Below are 17,661 nucleotides of genomic sequence, written 5' to 3' on the forward strand. Positions count from 1 at the left end.
CCGCGCCGCTCGGCCCGGACCCGCGACTCGCGGAGGTGATGGCGCAGCGCCTCGTCGAAGCGGGCCTGCGCGACGGCGACGCGGTGGTGATGGCGGGCTCCGGCACGCGGGATCCCGAGGGCGTCGCACAGGTCGAGGAGATGGCGCGTCTGCTCTCCGAGCGGCTCGGGCGGGAGGTGAAGACGGGGTTCGCCTATGCGGCCACACCACCAGTGGCCGACGCCGTCGCCGCGGCGCGGGAGGGCCTCGCCGACGACGCACGGGTGGTGGTGGCGAGCTATGTGCTCGCCCCCGGTCATTTCCACGACCTGGTCGCCGCCTCGGGGGCCGACGTGGTCGCCGCCCCGCTCGGCGATCATCCGCTCGTCGCCGAGATCGCGCTGGAGCGCTACGAGGCCGCGCTCGGGGCGTGAGCCAGCCCGGCACGAGGAACGGCCGTCGGCCCCGGGAGGGGTCGACGGCCGTTGGTCTCGGACGCAGGCGCCGCGGTCAGTCCAGCGGGCGACGGGTCGCGCCGTAGGTCGCCGAGCGGGCGAGGTGGGCATAGACCTTCAGGGCCTGGGAGACCTTCCGGTCGCGGTTCTCCGGCCGCCAGGGCAGGGCGCCCTTGTCCTCGCGGCGGCGGGCCAGTTCGTCCTCGGGCACGTCGAGCTCGAGCAGGCGCTTGTCGACGTCGATGATTATCCTGTCGCCGTCCTCGATGAGGCCGATCAGCCCGCCCTCGGCCGCCTCCGGGGAGATGTGGCCGATGGAGACGCCGCTGGTGCCGCCGGAGAAGCGGCCGTCGGTGATCAGCGCGCAGGTCTTCCCCAGACCCCGTCCCTTGAGGAAGGAGGTGGGGTAGAGCATCTCCTGCATGCCGGGGCCGCCCTTGGGACCCTCGTAGCGGATGACCACCACGTCGCCGGCCTTCACGGTCTTGTCCAGGATCTTCTGGACCGCCTCCTCCTGGGAGTCGCAGACCACCGCGGTGCCCTCGAAGTGGAAGAGGTCCTCGGTGACGCCGGCGGTCTTGAACACTGCGCCGTCGCGAGCGAGGTTGCCCTTGAGCACGGCGAGGCCGCCGTCCTTGGTGTGGGCGTGGGGGACGGCGCGGACCACGCCGTTCTCGCCGTCGAGGTCGAGCTCGTCCCAGGTGTTCGTGGTGGAGAAGGCCTGGGTGGTGCGCACGCCGCCGGGGGCTGCGTGGAAGAGCGCCTCGGCCTTCTTCGAGGCCTTGCCGCCGCGCACGTCCCACTCGGCCAGCCAGCTGGTGAGGTCCGGGGAGTGGACGGTGTGGACGGTGTGGTCCAGCAGCCCGGCACGGTCCAGCTCGCCGAGGATCGCGGGGATGCCGCCGGCGCGGTGGACGTCCTCGACGTGGGCGGTGCCGTTGGGAGCGACCTTCGACAGCGTCGGCACGGAGCGGGAGATGCGGTCGATGTCGTCGAGGCCGAAGTCGACGCCGGCCTCGATCGCGACGGCGAGGATGTGCAGGATCGTGTTGGTCGAGCCGCCCATCGCCACGTCCATGGCCATCGCGTTGGAGAACGCGGCCTTGGTCGCGATCGACCGGGGCAGGACCGACTCGTCGTCCTCCTCGTAGTAGCGCGTGGCGAGCTCGACGATCTTCCGCCCCGCCTCGAGGAAGAGCTCCTTGCGGAAGGCGTGGGTGGCGAGGGTGGTGCCGTTGCCGGGCAGGGACAGGCCCAGCGCCTCGGTGAGGCAGTTCATCGAGTTCGCGGTGAACATGCCCGAGCAGGAGCCGCAGGTGGGGCAGGCGTTCTCCTCCACCTCGGCGAGCTGCGCGTCGGTGATCGAGTCGTTCGCGGACAGCGACATCGCATCGACCAGGTCGATCCGGTTCTCGGTGACGCCCTCGACGGGCTTGCCGGACTCGGAGGGGCCGCCGGAGACGAAGATGACCGGGATGTTCAGGCGCATCGCGGCCATGAGGTGGCCGGGGGTGATCTTGTCGCAGTTCGAGATGCACACCAGCGCGTCGGCGGTGTGGGCGTTGACCATGTACTCGATCGAGTCGGCGATGAGGTCTCGGCTGGGCAGCGAGTAGAGCATGCCGCCGTGGCCCATGGCGATGCCGTCGTCGACGGCGATGGTGTTGAACTCCTTGGAGACGCCGCCGGCCTCCTCGACCGCGCTCGCGACCAGGTCACCCATGTTCTTGAGGTGGACGTGGCCGGGGACGAACTGCGTGTACGAGTTCGCGATCGCGATGATCGGCTTGCCGAAGTCGCCGCTCTTCATGCCGGTGGCGCGCCAGAGGGCGCGGGCGCCTGCCATGTTGCGGCCGTGGGTCGAGGTGCGGGAACGGAGCTGAGCCATGCCCGTCATGCTACGCCGCCATTCGAGATGGCGGTGTCACCATCCGGACGCCGGACGGGGATCACACTGGTCACCGCTCAGACGATCGCCCCCACCCTCGCGACGGGGTTGCCCATCCTCCCGGCGTACAGCAGCGAGGAGGCCTGGTCGCCGAGATCCACCATCTGCAGGGTGTTGCGCAGCTGGAGACGGTTCAGGCAGGAGTGGGCGAAGGAGCCGGCGCGGAGGTCCACATCGCCGGCGAGGCCTCGGGCGAGGCCGGGGTGATCGGCCTCGTACTCGTCGAGCACGCTCGCGACCTGACCCCAGAACCGGTCGGCGGGAAGGATCCCGTCGGCGTCGAGGATCCCGGCGAGGTGACGCAGCACCCCGTCGAAGACGTCGGTGAAGATCGACAGCGCCTTCTCCTCCCCCGGCACCACGGCCCGCACCCGCTCCATGCCCTCCGGCAGGGCACGGCGGCCCACCACCGCCATCTCCTCGCCGATGTCCTTGTAGAACGCGCCGATCACCTGCTGCTCCCGCACGCGCAGGATGAGGTTCTCTCCGTGGGGCATCACCACCACGTCGTGGGCGAGCAGCAGGTGGACCAGCGGTCGGAGATAGGCGCGCAGGTATCCGGCGAGCCACTGCTCGGGCGGCAGGCCGGAGGCGCGCTGCATCGCCGCGGCGACGGAGCGGCCCTCGTGGTCGCGGTGCAGGAGCGCCGCCATGGTGAAGACCCGCTCCCCCGGTGCGAGCTGCGCGACCGGGTTCTCGCGCCAGAGCGCGGCGAGCATCTTGCGGTGCGGGTTCGTGGTGCGGGTGCGGTGGTAGGCGTCGCCCGTGTACCCGATCGCGGCGCGCTCGCGCAGCACGCGGAAGCCCTGGTCCGAGAACTCCGCATCGTCGGCGACGAGTGCGGCGAGCCAGTCGTTGATGGCGGGGGTGTCGCGCATGTAGTGCGGGGACAGGCCGCGCAGGAAGCCCATGTTCTGGATGGCGAGGGCGACCTTGACATAGGGGGCGCCCTCGCGGGTGCGGTTGAAGAAGGTGCGCAGGGACTGCTGGGGCTGCATCTCGTCGCCGCCGGCGCCGAGGGGGACGAGGTCGCCGCGGGCGATGTCGGGCGCGAAGGTGATCGGCAGGCGGTGGCCGGCCTGCCAGGGGTGCAGCGGCATCAGGTAGTAGCCCGTGGGGTCGAGGCCGCGATCCGTGAGCCGTGCGGCGAAGGCTGCGCGCTCCGCCGCCGACAGCGACCAGGCGGCGTGGTCCTCCTCGGTGAGGCCCTCGCCGAGGGCGAGGTGGCCGTGCTCGCGGCGCACCGCGACCCATTCCAGGCGGGTGGTGCGTCCCTGCTCGGGGGCAAAGGCGCGGTAGTCGGGCAGGGAGAAGCCGATGCGGCCGTTGCCCGCGAGGAAGCCGGGATGCCCCTCGGTCATCGCCGCCTCGATCCGTGGGAGGTCTGCGTCCAGGAGCTCCTCGGCCGAAGGCCGCTCACCGCGGCTCGCCTCCTCGAGGGTCGCGCAGCGGGCCGCGAGGGTGGAGGCGAGCTCCTCGAGATAGGTGGACAGGAGGTCGTCCGGGATGCCGAGGAGGTCCTGCAGCTCGGCCACGAGGACCTGCACGTCCAGCGGGGTGGGCGTGCCATCCTCGACGCGGGTGATCGAGGCGGGGTCGACGAGCCAGTGCTCGAGCGGCAGCACCCGGGCGGTGAAGCGGTAGCGGATATCGGCGCCGGGGACGGCAAGCTCCCAGGCCCCCTCGCCGCGCGGCTCGGGGGCGAGGACGCGCTCGTGGGAGAGCTCGGCGAGCGCCTTGGCGATCAGGTGGCGGTGGGCCTGCTCGGCGATGTCGGGGCGGAGATGGGCGGTGGACGTGGTGCCGGGGCCGAGTGGCGAGGCGGCGAAGTCCGCGCGGGTGCAGACGCTCAGCGCGGCGCGCTTGGTGCCGTCGCCGTCGGGGATCTCCACGTGCTGCAGCACCCGGAAGCCGGCGGCGGCGTTCTTGGCGAGCACGGCGCGGTTGCGCTCGTCGGGCTCGACGACCACTCGGGCGGCGCCTCGCTCGTGCAGGCACCAGGAGACCACCTCCCCCATCACCGCGGCGGTGAGCCCGTGCTCAGGCTCCCCGGCGGGCGGGGCGATCAGCAGGTGCATGCCGAGGTCGCCGGGCTCAGGGGCGAGCAGCCCGTCCGGCAGCAGCTGCGCGGGGTCGTAGGTCTCGACGTAGACGAGCGGGGTCCCGGCGCGGGTGCCGATCCAGCCCTGCTCGTGCTCGGAGGCGTCGACGCTGTCGAGGTAGGCGCGCACCTGGGCGGGGCTGTGCGCGGTCATGCCCCAGAAGCGGGCGCGGTCGGTGGTGAGCCAGCCGTGCAGCAGCTCGGCGTGGGCGGCGGGGTCCAGCGGGGTGAAGGTCAGGTCCATCAGGTCTCTCCTGGTCGGTGCGCGGCCGGCGGTCAGTGCGCGGCCGGCAGGCCGAAGGTCTGGAAGGCGATCGCTCGCTCGATCGGGTAGGGCTCGCGGCCCAGCACGGCGGCGAGCACCACGGAGGCGCGCCAGGCGCCGAAGCCGAGGTCCGGGGCGGTCACGCCGTGGGTGTGCTCCTCGGTGCCGAGCACGTGGAGACGGCCCGGTTCGTCGACCGTGTAGTCGCGGGCGACGTCGAGGCGGCCCGATGCGTCCCGTCGGACCCGGTCGCCGAGCGGGGCGAGGAGATCGGCGTCGCGAGGGCGGTACCCGGTCGCGGCGACCACGGCGCCGGTGCGGTGCTCGGCCGTCTCCCCCGTGAGGGAGTGGGCGAGGTCCAGGACGATCTCGTCGGCGTCCGTGCGGGCACCGGTGACGGCGGCGGCGGTGAGCAGGCGCGAGGGGAGCTCGCGCCCGCCGGCGGTGAGGCCGTAGAGCAGCTCGTGGATCTCGTCGATCAGGTCTGCGCTGATTCCCTTGTGCAGGGCGCGCTGGGTGCGGGAGAGACCGTCGCGGACGTCCTCCGGCAGCGCCCGGTGCAGGTCGGTGTACTCCGGGGAGGTCATCTCGAGGGTGAGCTTGGTGTACTCCATCGGGAAGAACCGCTCCGAGCGGGTCACCCAGTCCACCCTGGTGCCGCGCGGGGCGGCAGCGGCGAGCAGGTCGCGGTAGACCTCGGCGGCGGACTGGCCGCTGCCCACGACGGTGACGGAGCCCGCCTCCAGCAGGTCCTGCTTGCGGTCGAGGTAGTCGGCGCTGTGCAGGACCGCCGCGGGGCCGCCTGACGCGGCGAGCGTCTCGAGCGAGGGCGGGAGGTGCGGGGCGGTGCCGAGGCAGAGCGCGACGTGCCGGGTGCGCAGCTGCTCGAAGCGCGTGGTGGCGCCCTGGGCGTCGAGCACGGCGAGGGTGACCAGCAGGTGGTCGCCCTCCTCCTCGATCGCGAGGGCGCGGCGGCGCCAGCGCAGGGAGTCCAGCTGCTCGGCGACCCAGCGGCAGTAGGCGTCGTACTCGCTGCGCAGCGGCGCGAAGGACTCGCGGATGTAGAAGGAGTACAGACGCCCGGTGGCCTTGAGGAAGGCGAGGAAGGAGTACGGCGAGGTGGGGTCCGCCATGGTCACGAGGTCGGCGAGGAAGGGGACCTGCAGGGTGGTGCCCTCGAGCATCATGCCGGGATGCCAGGAGAAACCGCCCGCCTGGTCGACGAAGACGGCGTCGAGGTCGTCGAGGGGGTCGGCGAGCGCGGCGAGGCCCAGGCCGAAGGGACCGATGCCGATGCCGACGAGGTCGTGGACGTGCTGCGGGGCGGGGGTGGTCATCGGGTCTCCTCCGTGGCGGCGAGGCGGCTGCCGGCCAGCAGGCCGCGGCCGGTCGCGCGGACGAGGTCGAGCACGGCGGCGACGTCCAGCAGCGTGGTCTCGGGGTTCAAGAGGGTGAGCTTCAGCCAGGGGGTGCCGTCGATGGTGGTGCGGGCGACCATGGCACGGCCGGAGTGGAAGAGGATCCGACGGATCAGGGGCTGCAGCGCATCGGCGCGGCTGTCGTCGAGCCCTGCGGGGCGGAAGCGGAAGATGACGGTGGAGAGGTCGGTGGTGCCGAGCACGTGCAGGTCGGGATCCTCGGCCAGCACCTCCCGCACCTCGGCGGCGAGGTCGCAGCAGGCGTCGACCATGTCCCCGATCGCGTTCGGCCCGAGGGAGCGCAGCGTGGTCCACAGCTTCAGCGCGTCGAAGCGCCGCGTGGTCTGGAGGGACTTGTCGACCTGGTTCGGCTCGGCGTCCTCGGAGGCCGCCTCCGCGGCGGGGTTGAGGTAGTCGGCGTGGTGCGCGGTCGCGGCGAGGTCCGCGCTCTCCCGCACGATCAGGGCGCTCGAGGAGACGGGCTGGAAGCAGGTCTTGTGGTAGTCGACGGTGACGGAGTCGGCGTGCTCGATGCCGTCCAGGAGGTGGCGGCGGGTGCGGGAGAGGAGCAGGCCTCCGCCGTAGGCGGCATCGACGTGGAGCCAGGCGCCGTGGGCACGGGCGGCCTGGGCGATCTCGGGCAACGGGTCGATGAGGCCGCGGTCGGTGGTGCCGGCGGTCGCGACGATCGCCACGGGCAGCTCGCCCGCCGCCTCGAGGGCGGCGAGCGACTCGCGCAGCGCGGCTGCGTCCATGCGTCCCGCGGCGTCGGCGGGGACGGCGACGACGGCGTCCTCGCGCAGTCCGAGCAGGCGCGCGGAGCGGGCGACGGAGAAGTGGGCGGCCTCGGTGGCGAGGACCCGCAGACGGGGCAGCAGGGCGGCGCGGTCCTCGTCCGCGGCGCGCTCGGCGCGGGAGCGGGCGAGGAAGAGAGCCTGGAGGTTGGACTGGGTGCCGCCGGAGGTGAACACGCCGTCGCCGGCGGTGAAGCCGATCCGCTCGGCGGTCCAGCGCACCAGGCGCTGCTCCATCAGGGTCGCGACCAGGGACTGGTCAAAGGTGTCCACGGAGGTGTTGATCGCGGCGAGCATCGCCTCGGCGGCGACGGCGGGCAGCACGACGGGGCAGTTGAGGTGCGCGAGATAGGAGGGGTGGTGGAACCAGACGGCGTTGCCCGCATAGAGGGAGTCGACCTCGGTCAGGGCGGCGGCGTCCCCCACGCCGGGGCCGTCGAGGTCGACGCCCTCCACGAGCTGCTCGAGCCGCTGGCGGTCGGGGCCGACGGAGGGGGCTCGCACCGTGCGGAGCCGCTCGGCGACGTCGCGGGTGACCTGGCCGAGCAGGTCCTGGTAGGCGTCGGCGGTGCGGGCGGTGAGCAGTCCGGTCTCCGCGGCGGCAGTCCCGTCGGGGGCCGAGGCCGCCGGTCGCGTTGCGAGTGAAGCCATGGGGAGGACCTCCTGGGGCGGCGGGCCATCCGGACCCGCCGGGGTAAGGGTTGCCTACCCTAAATACGCACACGTGTCGTTTCGCAAACCCTGGAGCCGCCCGGATGAGAAGCGCCACGACGGTGCCGGATCGGACAAAAGCCGTGGACACGGGCTCGCGGAGGTGCTTATCCGATGCGTCCCGTGATGGACGGATGTCCGTCAGCAGTGCTCATGACGAGGGGCCGCCCCGGTGCGTCCGGAACGGCCCCTGTCTTGCAGGACGGGTGCGGGGTCAGACCCCGGCAGAGCTGCGCTCCGCCTGCGGGTCGGCGTCGCCCCCGTGCTCGGGATCCTGGCCCCAGACGTCGTAGTCCGTCTCCCCCATCGGCGAGGCGAGGTCGTCGTCGTGGTGGTCGGCACGGACGGGGAAGTCGGGGTCCTCGGCGAGCTGGCGGTGGAGGTCCGCCAGGCGCAGCTCCTCGGTCAGGGTGCGGTGCTCCTCGGCGGCGATCTGCTCCTCGGTGGGCTCATGGGAGCCCATGCCCACCTGGAGGTCCGGCTCGACCTCGGAGAGGGCGCCGACGCTCACGCGGTAGCGGTGGCGCAGGATCTCCAGGCGCAGCACGCGGGCGAGGAAGTAGATGCCCAGCAGGTTCGGGACCGACATCAGGAAGAACATCGCGTCGGAGAAGGCGATGACGGAGTCCAGCGAGATCGCGGCGCCGACGATGACGGCGAGCACCCAGGCGATGCGGAAGACGTTCTGCACCAGCACGGAGCTGCCGAAGAGGAACTTGGCGCTGAGCTCGCCGTAGTAGGCGTAGGCCAGCACGGTCGAGAACCCGAACAGGGCGACGGCGACGGTGAGGAGGGAGGGGAACCAGCCCGCGACGGTGCCGAAGGCGGCCGCGGTCAGCGCCACGCCGTCCTCGCCGCCGCCCTGGTAGACGCCGGTGATGACGACCGCGATCGCGGTCAGCATGCACACGCCGATGGAGTCGACCAGCGGCTCCCACAGGGCGGTGAAGCCCTCGGTGGCGGGCTCCTTCGTCTTCGAGGCGCTGTGCGCCATGCCCGCGGAGCCGACGCCCGCGGCGTTGGAGAACAGCGCGCGCTGGATGCCGATGACGGCCACGCCGATGATGCCGCCGGTGACACCGTCGGCCGTGAAGGCGCTGGTGAAGATCGTGGCGACCGCCGCGGGCAGCGCCTCGATGTTCACCAGGATGATCGCGAGCGCGCAGAGCACGTAGAGCACGGCCATCGCCGGCGTGATCGCAGAGGTCCAGCGGGCGATCTTCGTGACGCCGCCGAGGATCACGACCGCGGTGAGCACGGCCATGACCGCGCCGATCAGCCACTGGTTGCCCGAGAGGAACTCGCTGCCGGTCGAGGAGGCGACGATCGCGGCGACCTGATTGGACTGGAAGAGGTTGCCCGCGCCGAACACGCCGACGAGGGTGAAAATCGCGTACAGCACCGAGAGCACGCGGCCCAGGCGCCTGCGGCCGATCTGCGCGAGGCCGTCGCGCAGGTAGTACATGGGTCCGCCCTCGGTGGTGCCGTCGGCGTTGACCTTGCGGTACATGACGCCGAGGGTCGCCTCGGCCATCTTCACGCTCATCGCGAAGAAGCCGAAGATCGCGATCCAGAGCGCCGCGCCGGGGCCGCCGGCCGCGATCGCGACCGCGACGCCGGCGATGTTGCCGAGGCCGACGGTGCCGGAGAGCTCGGTGGCGAGGGCCTGGAAGCTGGAGACCTCGCCGGGGTCGGTCTTGGCGGTGTACCGCCCGCGGATCACCTGGATCGAGTGCTTGAGCCCGGTGATCGGCTGGAAGCGCAGCCAGACGGTCAGGAAGATCGCGGCCGCCATCAGCCACACGACGATGATCGGGACGCCGCCGAAGATCGGCGCCTCGTAGAACACGACGGCACTGAGGAAGGCGGCGATGGGGCCGAAGATCGTCTCGACGGCCGCGTCTATTCCAGGCATCTGAGGAGGTTCTCCTTCGGCGGGGGGTACGCCGGGTCGGGGGCTCGGGGCCCGCGGGGCGCCGGTCACCGGAGAGGGAGGCACCGCAACGGACGACGAATGACTGTACCGAGGAGTAGTGAGGCCCCCGGGCCGGTTCGACCTGCCGGAATGCTGGGCGGAACCTCGGCGCGACCTGGGCACTCGGACTGCATCGCCAGGCACCTGTCGGACAATCCGACCCTCGGAGCCTTTACCTGATGTTGACCTTCTTCGTGGAGACCCTCACACCCGGTCGTGACATGAGCAGGGCCGCCCCGGATCTCTCCGGGGCGGCCCCTGCCGCATGTCGGGTGCCGGTCTCGGGCCGGCACCGGGCTCAGCTGACGCCGAGCTTCTCCATGATGATCTCGCGGACGCGGTAGGCGTCGGCCTGGCCGCGGGTGGCCTTCATGATCGGGCCGATCAGGGCGCCGATCGCCTGGACCTTGCCGCCCTGGATCTTCGCGACCACGTCGGGGTTGTCGGCGATGGCCTGGTCCACGGCGGTGGTGAGCACGGAGTCGTCGGAGACGACTGCCAGGCCCTCGGACTCGACGATCGCGCCAGGATCGCCGTTGCCGTCGAGGACCTTCACCAGCACCTGCTTGGCGATCTTGTCGTTGATCTTCTTCGCGTCGACCAGGCCCTGCAGCTCGGCGACCTGCGCGGGGGTGATCGTGAGCGCCTCGATCTCGACGTCGCGGTCCTTCGCCACGCGGGCGAGCTCGCCCATCCACCACTTGCGGGCGGACTGAGCGGAGGCGCCGGCGGTGACGGTCTGCTCGATGAGGTCGAGGGCACCGGCGTTGATCACGTCGCGCATCTCGAGGTCGGTGAAGCCCCACTCCCCCAGCAGGCGGCGCCGGCGGGCGGCGGGCAGCTCGGGCAGCGCGGCGCGGATCTCCTCGACCCACTCGCGGCTCGGCGCGACGGGCACCAGGTCCGGCTCGGGGAAGTAGCGGTAGTCCTCCGCGTCGGACTTCGGGCGGCCCGAGGAGGTGCCGCCGGTGTCCTCGTGGAAGTGGCGGGTCTCCTGGACGATCGACTCGCCGGCGTCGAGCAGCCCGGCCTGACGGGAGATCTCGAAGCGCACGGTCCGCTCGATCGAGCGGAAGGAGTTGACGTTCTTGGTCTCGGTGCGGGTGCCGAGCGGGGCGCTCGGATCCTTGCGCAGCGAGACGTTGACGTCGGCGCGGACGTTGCCGCGCTCCATCCGCGCCTCGGAGACGTCCAGGGCCCGGAAGATGTCGCGCAGGGTGCGGACGTACGCGGCGGCGACCTCGGGGGCGCGGCCCTTGGTGTCCGGGATCGGCTTGGTGACGATCTCGACCAGCGGCACGCCGGCGCGGTTGTAGTCCACCTGGGAGTGGGTGGCGCCGTGGATGCGGCCGGTCGCGCCGCCGACGTGGGTGTTCTTGCCCGCGTCCTCCTCCATGTGGGCGCGCTCGATCTCGACGCGCACGATCTCCCCGTCCTCGAGCTCGACGTCGACCCAGCCGTCGAAGGCGATGGGCTCGTCGTACTGCGAGGTCTGGAAGTTCTTGGTGAGGTCCGGGTAGAAGTACTGCTTGCGCGCGAAGCGGCAGGTCTCGGCGATGGAGCAGTTCAGCGCCAGGCCGATCCGGATCGCGTACTCGACGGCCTTCGCGTTCACGACCGGCAGCGAGCCGGGCAGGCCCAGCGAGGTGGGGGTGATCGCGGTGTTCGGCTCGGCGGCGAAGATGTTCGGCGCGCCGTCGAACATCTTGGTCGCGGTGCCCAGCTCGACGTGGACCTCGATGCCGAGGACCGGGTCGTAGCGGTCGATCGCCTCGTCGAAGTCGACGGGGGTGATGTCGGTGGTGGTCATCGGGCTGCGCCTCCTGCGAGCTCGGGAGCCTTGGCCAGCAGCGGTCCGCCCCAGGAGTCCTCGAGCAGCGCCTCGAGGGCGCCGCCCACCTGGTACAGGCGCTCGTCGGCGCGGGCCGGGGCGAGGAACTGGATGCCGGCGGGCAGGCCGTCCTCGGCGAGACCCGAGGGCAGGGAGATGCCCGGGGTGCCGGCGAGGTTGGCGGGGATGGTGGCGATGTCGTTCATGTACATCGCGGTGGGGTCGTCGATCTTCTCGCCGAGGCGGAAGGCGACCGTGGGCGCGGTCGGCGAGGCGAGCACGTCGACCTTCTCGAAGGCGGCGGCGAAGTCGCGCTGGACGAGGGTGCGGACCTTCTGGGCGCTGCCGTAGTAGGCGTCGTAGTAGCCGGCCGAGAGGGCGTAGGTGCCCAGCAGGATGCGGCGCTTGACCTCGTCGCCGAAGCCGGCGCCTCGGGTGGCCTTCATGACGTTCTCCGCAGTGGGGTGGTCCTCGGGGATCACCCGCAGGCCGAAGCGCATGCCGTCGAACTTGGCGAGGTTCGAGGAGGCCTCCGAGGGCATGATCAGGTAGTAGGCGCCGAGCGCGTACTCGAAGTTCGGGCAGGAGACCCGGACGATCTCGGCGCCGGCGCGCTCGAGCTGGTCGAGGGACTCGGTGAAGCGGGCCCGGACCTCGGGGGCGAAGCCCTCGCCCTCGAGCTCCTCGATCACGCCGATGCGCAGGCCCTTCACGTCGCGCTTGCGGGCCGCCTCGGCGTAGGCGCCGACGGGGTCCGGCAGCGAGGTGGAGTCGCGCAGGTCGTGCCCGGCGATCAGCTCGTGCAGCAGCGCCGAGTCCTCGACGGTGCGGGTGACGGGCCCGGCCTGGTCCAGGGAGCTGGCCATGGCGATCAGGCCGTAGCGGGAGACGGAGCCGTAGGTGGGCTTGACGCCCACGGTGCCGGTGACGGCGCCGGGCTGGCGGATCGAGCCGCCGGTGTCGGTGCCGATCGCGAGCGGGGCCTCGTAGGCGCCGACGGCGGCGGCGGAGCCGCCGCCCGAGCCGCCGGGGATGCGGTCCCGGTCCCAGGGGTTGCGGGTGGGGCCGTAGGCGCTGGTCTCGGTGGAGGAGCCCATCGCGAACTCGTCCATGTTGGTCTTGCCGAGGATCGGCAGGCCCGCGGCGCGGAGCTTCTCGACGAGGGTCGCGTCGTACGGCGGGACCCAGCCCTCGAGGATCTTGGAGCCGGCGGTGGTGGGCTGGCCCTTGGTGACCAGGACGTCCTTGACGGCGATCGGCACGCCCGCGAGGGGGTGCAGCTCCTCGCCGGCCTCGCGGCGGGAGTCGACCTCGCGCGCGGTGGCCAGGGCCTCCTCCTCGTTGACGTGGAGGAAGGCGTTCAGGTCGCCGTCGACGGCCGCGATGCGGTCGAGGTGGGCGCGGGTGAGCTCCTCGGAGGAGGTCTCGCCGGCCTGCAGCGCGGCGGCCTGGGCGGCGGCGCTGCGGCGGATCATGTCGGGGGTGCTGGTGGAGTCGGTCATGCTCTCTCTCACTCCTCGCCCAGGATCTGCGGGACGGCGAAGCGGCCGTCCTGCGCATCGGGGGCGCCGGCCAGCGCCTCCTCCTGCGTGAGGGTCTCGGTCACGACGTCCTCGCGGAAGACGTTCGTCATGGCAATGGGGTGGGAGGTCGCGGGGACGTCCTCGGAGGCGACCTCGGAGACGGAGGCGACAGCGTCCATGATGGAGTCGAACTCACCGGCGAAGCGGGTGATCTCCTCCTCGGTGAGCTGGATCCGTGCGAGGTCGGCGAGGCGTGCGACGTCATCTCGTCCGATCGAAGGCATGGGGACAGTCTAGGACGGGCGCGCGCTCCGGTTCGACGGCCGCGCGGGAGTGCCGCTCACGCGTGTGCGGCGCGGGGTCGACGGGCTCAGGGCCGGGTGAGGTAGCGGTACTCGCCGGAGGGCGTGAAGCCTTCGCCGCGGTACAGGGCGCGGGCGGCGGTGTTGCCGGTCTCGACCTCGAGCAGAGCGAGGTCCGCGCCCTGGACGGCGGCGAGGGAGAGCAGGGAGCGCACCACGGCCCGCCCGAGCCCCTCCCGTCGGCGGCCTGGGTCGACGGCGATCCGGTCGAGCACGGCGATGGTGCGGCGGCGGTGCGGCACGAGCGAGGCGCGGCCGACGGCGACGATCTCGCGGGAGGCCGGGTCGGTGAGGGCGAGGTAGATCGCGGGGGTGCCGGCCATGATCTCGCGCAGCGTCTCTCGGGCACCGTCCTCGGGGCGCGGGGCGAGCCGCCAGGAGGCCTCGAGCCAGTTTTCGGGCGGTGAGCCGACGGTGATCGCGGCGCGCGGGTCGGGGGCGATGCGGAAGTCGGCGAGCGGGCGGAGCAGGATGTGGACCGGGGCGTTCTCGTCGTAGCCGCGCTGCGTCAGGGCCGCACGGACGGGCTCGTGGTCGAGGCCGTCGGCGGTGAACAGGCGGAAGGTGGGCGTCTCCCCCGCCGCGCCGAGGAGGCTTTCGATCCTCGTCAGTGCGGCGTCGAGCGCCGCGGTGTCCGTCGGCGGGTCGATCGGGACGACGCTGTTCGCACGACGGGTCACGCCGCGGGACCGCTGGAGCGCGAAGCCGTCCACCTCGAGGCGTGTCAGGGCTCGCCAGCCGCCGAGCAGCGCCTCGAGGAGGGCGGTGCCGGCGAGGGCCGGGGACGAGGTGGGGCGGGACCGCTTCGGCATGGCGGCGAGTGTACGGCGGGGGCCGGCCCGGGCCGATCCGCGGCGGCCCGCGGAGGGTTAGACTTCCGTCTCCGCCGCATCGCACCGAAGGGACCCGCCATGTCCGTCGATCCGAACATCGATTACACCTCGCACGATCCTGAGGACGGCGAGCAGGCCTCCCAGGATCCGAGGATCCGTGAGGCGCAGGAGCTCGAAGAGCGGATGCGTCGGGCGCTGGCCACGAAGGAGGACCCGCTGAGCGACTCCGAGTCCACCTCGGAGCGTCTGCGTCGGCTGGAGCGCGAGGGCGCGCCGTCGACCGAGAGTCCTGAGACCACTCAGCGCCGCTCCGGCGGCGGCATGAGCAGCAGCGGCAGATAGAGCACGCCCGAGAGGTTGTACGGGAAGGTGATCCGCATGATCGCCTTGATCCCCCAGTGCATCGCGAAGGCGCCGGCGGCGAACAGCCATCCGAGACGGCGGTCCGCGAGGGCCAGCGGTGCGCCGAGCTCGAGCACGAGCGATCCCGCCGCCATCACCGCGAACAGCCCGGTGTGCGGGCCGAGGACGTGCAGCAGCGGGTTCGACCCCTCGCCGAGCATCTCCTTGCGCAGCGAGTCCACCGCGACCTGGCTGCGCATCGACGCTCCGCTAGCCCAGCGCATCCCGTCGGGGCCGGTGAGCTTCGCGAGACCTGCCAACAGGTAGGTCAGGGTGACGGCCCCGTTCATCATGGCGGGCGTCGCGCCGTACATCCACGAGCGTCGCTCGGGCAGCAGCGTCCCGTCGCGCAGCACCGCATCCACGCTGAGTGCGTCGGCCGCGGGCGCGGCGCCGAGCACCATCGTGTGCAGCACCAGGTTGTTCTCGTGGTGGAACACCATCGACCACGAGTTGCGGTAGCTGAAGTTCCAGGTCTGCAGCGCCGAGTGCAGCGGCCCAGTGACCCGGTGCCTGATCCCGGCGGTGAACCGCGCGCCGGTGACCAGGGAAGCATCCAGCAGCGCGTCGGCGACCCGGGGCGGGAGCGGTTTCTTCAGCACCCGCGCGACGCCCACAGGATCGAAGCTCTCGCTCGCGGTGCGGTGCACGCCTCGATACAGCGAGCGGCGACGGCCGACGTGCCACAGGTGATAGCCGCCGACGGCGAGACGCAGCAGGGCGGGGGCGGTCGGGGACGCGGCGGGGGCGAGGTGACGCCGGGCGGTGTCCGCGAGACGGCGGAGCAGGGGGCTCATCGTCCGGCCTCCGTGCGTCCGGTCTCCCCCACGGCGGCGGGGCGGCTGCGGCGGCCCGGGACGGGCGCCGCCCCGACCAGCTCGATCGAGCGGGTGAAGTCCTCGCGGTCGGTGCCGCGCAGGTAGGTGTCGAGGTGGTAGCGGCCGCGGACCATGCGGACCTCGAGGATCCCGCGGTCCTCGGCGCGGTCGCGAGCGGCGACCAGCGCGGCGGCGTGCTCGGCGAGGTGCTGCCCGTCGCCGTCCCGCACCCGCCTGCGGACCTGGCGGCGCACGGCGTTGAGCCCGCCTGTGCCGAGATAGCTGTAGTGCAGGGGCCGGGAGGTGCCGTCGGCGTCGATGCCGAGCAGGTGCGCGACCCGGTAATGGGCGGAGCGCCGGGCGGAGAACATCGGATAGTGGGAGAAGGGGAAGGAGTCGCGTACCTCTCCCTCCGCGACAAAGTGGCGGGCGGGCAGGGCCACGGCGGTGAGCAGGGCTCCCGCGAGGAGGCCGGCGAGGAGTCGGGTGGCAGGGGTGTCGGGGACGGAGGCTCCGGCGGAGCGACGGTGCAGCGCTGAGGAGGTCATGTCCGGAACACTAGAGGCGCCGGATGAGACGGGGTGCGCAGGGGATGAGAGGTGCATGAGAGCTGTCTCAGACACCCGCCCACGACCGTTCCTCCCCAGCGTGCGGGTGTCCACGACGCTGCCTCGGGGTCGTCGGTCGTCGGTCCGGCTTGCCACACTGGGTCCATGAGCACGACGCCGCACACCCCCGCCGCCCCGACCGACAGCGCCGCGCTGCACGAGGAGGCCGTCGAGTCGCTGCGCGCCCTGACCGGGCGGGCGGACGCCCGCTTCCACCCCGGCCAGTTCGAGGCGATCCAGGCTCTGGTCGCCGAGCGACGCCGCGTGCTGGTCGTCCAGCGCACCGGCTGGGGGAAGTCGGCGGTGTACTTCCTCTCCGCGCTGCTGCAGCGGCGGCGCGGGGCGGGGCCGGCGCTGATCATCTCCCCGCTGATCGCGCTGATGCGCGACCAGGTCGCGGCCGCGAGGCGGGCCGGGGTGCGGGCCGAGGCGATCAGCTCCGCGAACCCCACCGAGTGGCGGGACATCGAGGAAGGGCTCGCGGCGGATGGGATCGACGTGCTGCTGGTCTCCCCGGAGCGACTGGTCAACCCGCGCTTCCGTGAGGAGCAGCTGCCGCGCCTGGTGGACCGCTGCGGACTGCTCGTGATCGACGAGGCCCACTGCATCTCCGACTGGGGCCACGACTTCCGGCCCGACTACCGCCGGCTGCGGGATCTCGTCGCCGAGCTCGGCTCCGGGGTGCCGGTCCTCGCGACCACCGCGACCGCGAACTCGCGCGTGGTCGCCGACGTCGCCGAGCAGCTCGGCACCGGCGGGGCCGACGGCGAGGTGCTGACCCTGCGCGGCTCGCTCACCAGGGAGTCGCTGCGGCTGGGGTCGATGTCATTGGCCGATGACCGCCAGCGCCTGGACTACCTGGTGCGGCAGCTGGACTCCTTCGAGGGCTCGGGGATCATCTACGCCCTGACCGTCTCCGCCGCGGAGGATCTCGCCTCTCTGCTGGACCGGCCCGGGCGGCGGGTGCGGGCGTACACGGGCCGCACCGATCCGGAGGAGCGAGCAGAGCTGGAACAGGCGCTGAAGGACAACGAGGTCAAGGCCCTCGCCGCGACCAGCGCGCTGGGGATGGGCTTCGACAAGCCGGACCTCGGCTTCGTGATCCACCTCGGGGCGACCTCCTCCCCCGTCGCCTACTACCAGCAGGTGGGCCGTGCGGGCCGCGCCACTGACCGGGCGGACGTGCTGCTGCTGCCGGGGAAGGAGGACCGGGCGATCTGGGAGTACTTCGCGACCGCGTCGATGCCCACCCAGGAGTCCGCCTCGCAGGTGCTCACCGCGCTCACGGAGTCCGGTGCGCCGCTGAGCACCCCGGCGCTCGAGGCGCGGGTGGACGTGCGCCGCAGCGCCCTCGAGCTGCTGCTGAAGGTGCTCGCCGTGGACGGCGCGGTCCAGAACGTCAAGGGCGGCTGGGTCTCCACCGGCGCGCCCTGGCACTACGACGCCGAGCGCTACGAGACCGTCGCCCGCGCCCGCCGCGACGAGCAGCAGGCGATGCTCGAGTACGAGGCGCTCTCCGGAGGTCCCGAGCAGTGCCGGATGATGTTCCTCGCCCGTCAGCTCGACGATGAGACCGCCGTGCCCTGTGGGCGCTGCGACGTCTGCGCGGGGCCAGATCACGAACCCCGCGATGCGGAA

The 17,661-nt window shown here is 72.3% G+C and carries 14 protein-coding genes; 3 read left to right on the plus strand and 11 right to left on the minus strand.

Annotated elements, in window-relative coordinates:
• A partial coding sequence (locus tag HMPREF3159_RS02265) for a sirohydrochlorin chelatase (RefSeq protein ID WP_305764311.1) occupies window positions 1–413 on the plus strand: 413 nt, incomplete at its 5' end.
• A 76-nt stretch (window positions 414–489) separates the two neighbouring features.
• Here the strand turns inward: HMPREF3159_RS02265 and ilvD are convergent.
• The 9 genes from ilvD to HMPREF3159_RS02310 all read right to left on the minus strand — a co-directional run bounded on the left by ilvD (window position 490) and on the right by HMPREF3159_RS02310 (window position 14,174).
• Window positions 490–2,322 carry a dihydroxy-acid dehydratase gene (gene ilvD / locus HMPREF3159_RS02270; protein ID WP_070499496.1) on the minus strand — a complete coding sequence of 611 codons (1,833 nt, stop codon included), beginning with the start codon at window positions 2,320–2,322 and terminating at the stop codon, window positions 490–492.
• Window positions 2,323–2,399: 77 nt separating this feature from the next.
• A complete protein-coding gene (locus HMPREF3159_RS02275) occupies window positions 2,400–4,727 on the minus strand; it encodes a GNAT family N-acetyltransferase (protein ID WP_070499497.1) in 2,328 nt (775 codons plus the stop codon).
• Between the two features lie 32 nt (window positions 4,728–4,759).
• Complete coding sequence (locus tag HMPREF3159_RS02280; RefSeq protein WP_070499498.1) at window positions 4,760–6,085, minus strand: lysine N(6)-hydroxylase/L-ornithine N(5)-oxygenase family protein; 1,326 nt, start codon at window positions 6,083–6,085, stop codon at window positions 4,760–4,762.
• The gene (locus HMPREF3159_RS02285; protein WP_070499499.1) at window positions 6,082–7,611 is read right to left on the minus strand and encodes a pyridoxal phosphate-dependent decarboxylase family protein; all 1,530 of its coding nucleotides are present in this window, start codon (window positions 7,609–7,611) and stop codon (window positions 6,082–6,084) included. The genes HMPREF3159_RS02280 and HMPREF3159_RS02285 overlap by 4 nt, the downstream gene beginning before the upstream one ends.
• Window positions 7,612–7,885: 274 nt before the next feature.
• Entirely contained in the window at window positions 7,886–9,586 is a 1,701-nt protein-coding gene (locus HMPREF3159_RS02290; protein ID WP_070499500.1) for an alanine/glycine:cation symporter family protein, read from the minus strand.
• 358 nt (window positions 9,587–9,944) lie between these two features.
• Window positions 9,945–11,456 (minus strand): Asp-tRNA(Asn)/Glu-tRNA(Gln) amidotransferase subunit GatB, encoded by a 1,512-nt coding sequence (gene gatB, locus HMPREF3159_RS02295; RefSeq protein ID WP_070499501.1) that lies wholly within the window; start codon window positions 11,454–11,456, stop codon window positions 9,945–9,947.
• Entirely contained in the window at window positions 11,453–12,979 is a 1,527-nt protein-coding gene (gatA, locus tag HMPREF3159_RS02300) for an Asp-tRNA(Asn)/Glu-tRNA(Gln) amidotransferase subunit GatA (protein ID WP_070499502.1), read from the minus strand. The genes gatB and gatA overlap by 4 nt, the downstream gene beginning before the upstream one ends.
• Before the next feature lie 8 nt (window positions 12,980–12,987).
• Window positions 12,988–13,284: an Asp-tRNA(Asn)/Glu-tRNA(Gln) amidotransferase subunit GatC gene (gatC, locus tag HMPREF3159_RS02305; RefSeq protein WP_053916864.1), complete on the minus strand. Its 297-nt coding sequence runs from the start codon at window positions 13,282–13,284 to the stop codon at window positions 12,988–12,990.
• A gap of 86 nt (window positions 13,285–13,370) precedes the next feature.
• Window positions 13,371–14,174, minus strand: a complete 804-nt coding sequence (locus HMPREF3159_RS02310; protein ID WP_070499503.1) for a GNAT family N-acetyltransferase — start codon at window positions 14,172–14,174, stop codon at window positions 13,371–13,373.
• A 99-nt stretch (window positions 14,175–14,273) separates the two neighbouring features.
• On the opposite strand from HMPREF3159_RS02310, the gene HMPREF3159_RS02315 reads away from it, so the two are divergent.
• Complete coding sequence (locus tag HMPREF3159_RS02315; protein ID WP_070499504.1) at window positions 14,274–14,537, plus strand: hypothetical protein; 264 nt, start codon at window positions 14,274–14,276, stop codon at window positions 14,535–14,537.
• Here HMPREF3159_RS02315 and HMPREF3159_RS02320 read toward each other — a convergent pair.
• Entirely contained in the window at window positions 14,495–15,394 is a 900-nt protein-coding gene (locus tag HMPREF3159_RS02320; RefSeq protein ID WP_070499505.1) for a hypothetical protein, read from the minus strand. The genes HMPREF3159_RS02315 and HMPREF3159_RS02320 overlap by 43 nt on opposite strands.
• A complete protein-coding gene (locus HMPREF3159_RS02325) occupies window positions 15,391–15,963 on the minus strand; it encodes a hypothetical protein (protein ID WP_070499506.1) in 573 nt (190 codons plus the stop codon). Before HMPREF3159_RS02325 ends, HMPREF3159_RS02320 begins: the two co-directional genes overlap by 4 nt.
• 165 nt (window positions 15,964–16,128) lie before the next feature.
• Between HMPREF3159_RS02325 and HMPREF3159_RS02330 the strand changes: the two genes are divergently transcribed.
• A partial coding sequence (locus HMPREF3159_RS02330) for a RecQ family ATP-dependent DNA helicase (protein ID WP_070499507.1) occupies window positions 16,129–17,661 on the plus strand: 1,533 nt, incomplete at its 3' end.

The organism is Brachybacterium sp. HMSC06H03 (genome assembly GCF_001807385.1).
Lineage (GTDB): Bacteria > Actinomycetota > Actinomycetes > Actinomycetales > Dermabacteraceae > Brachybacterium > Brachybacterium conglomeratum.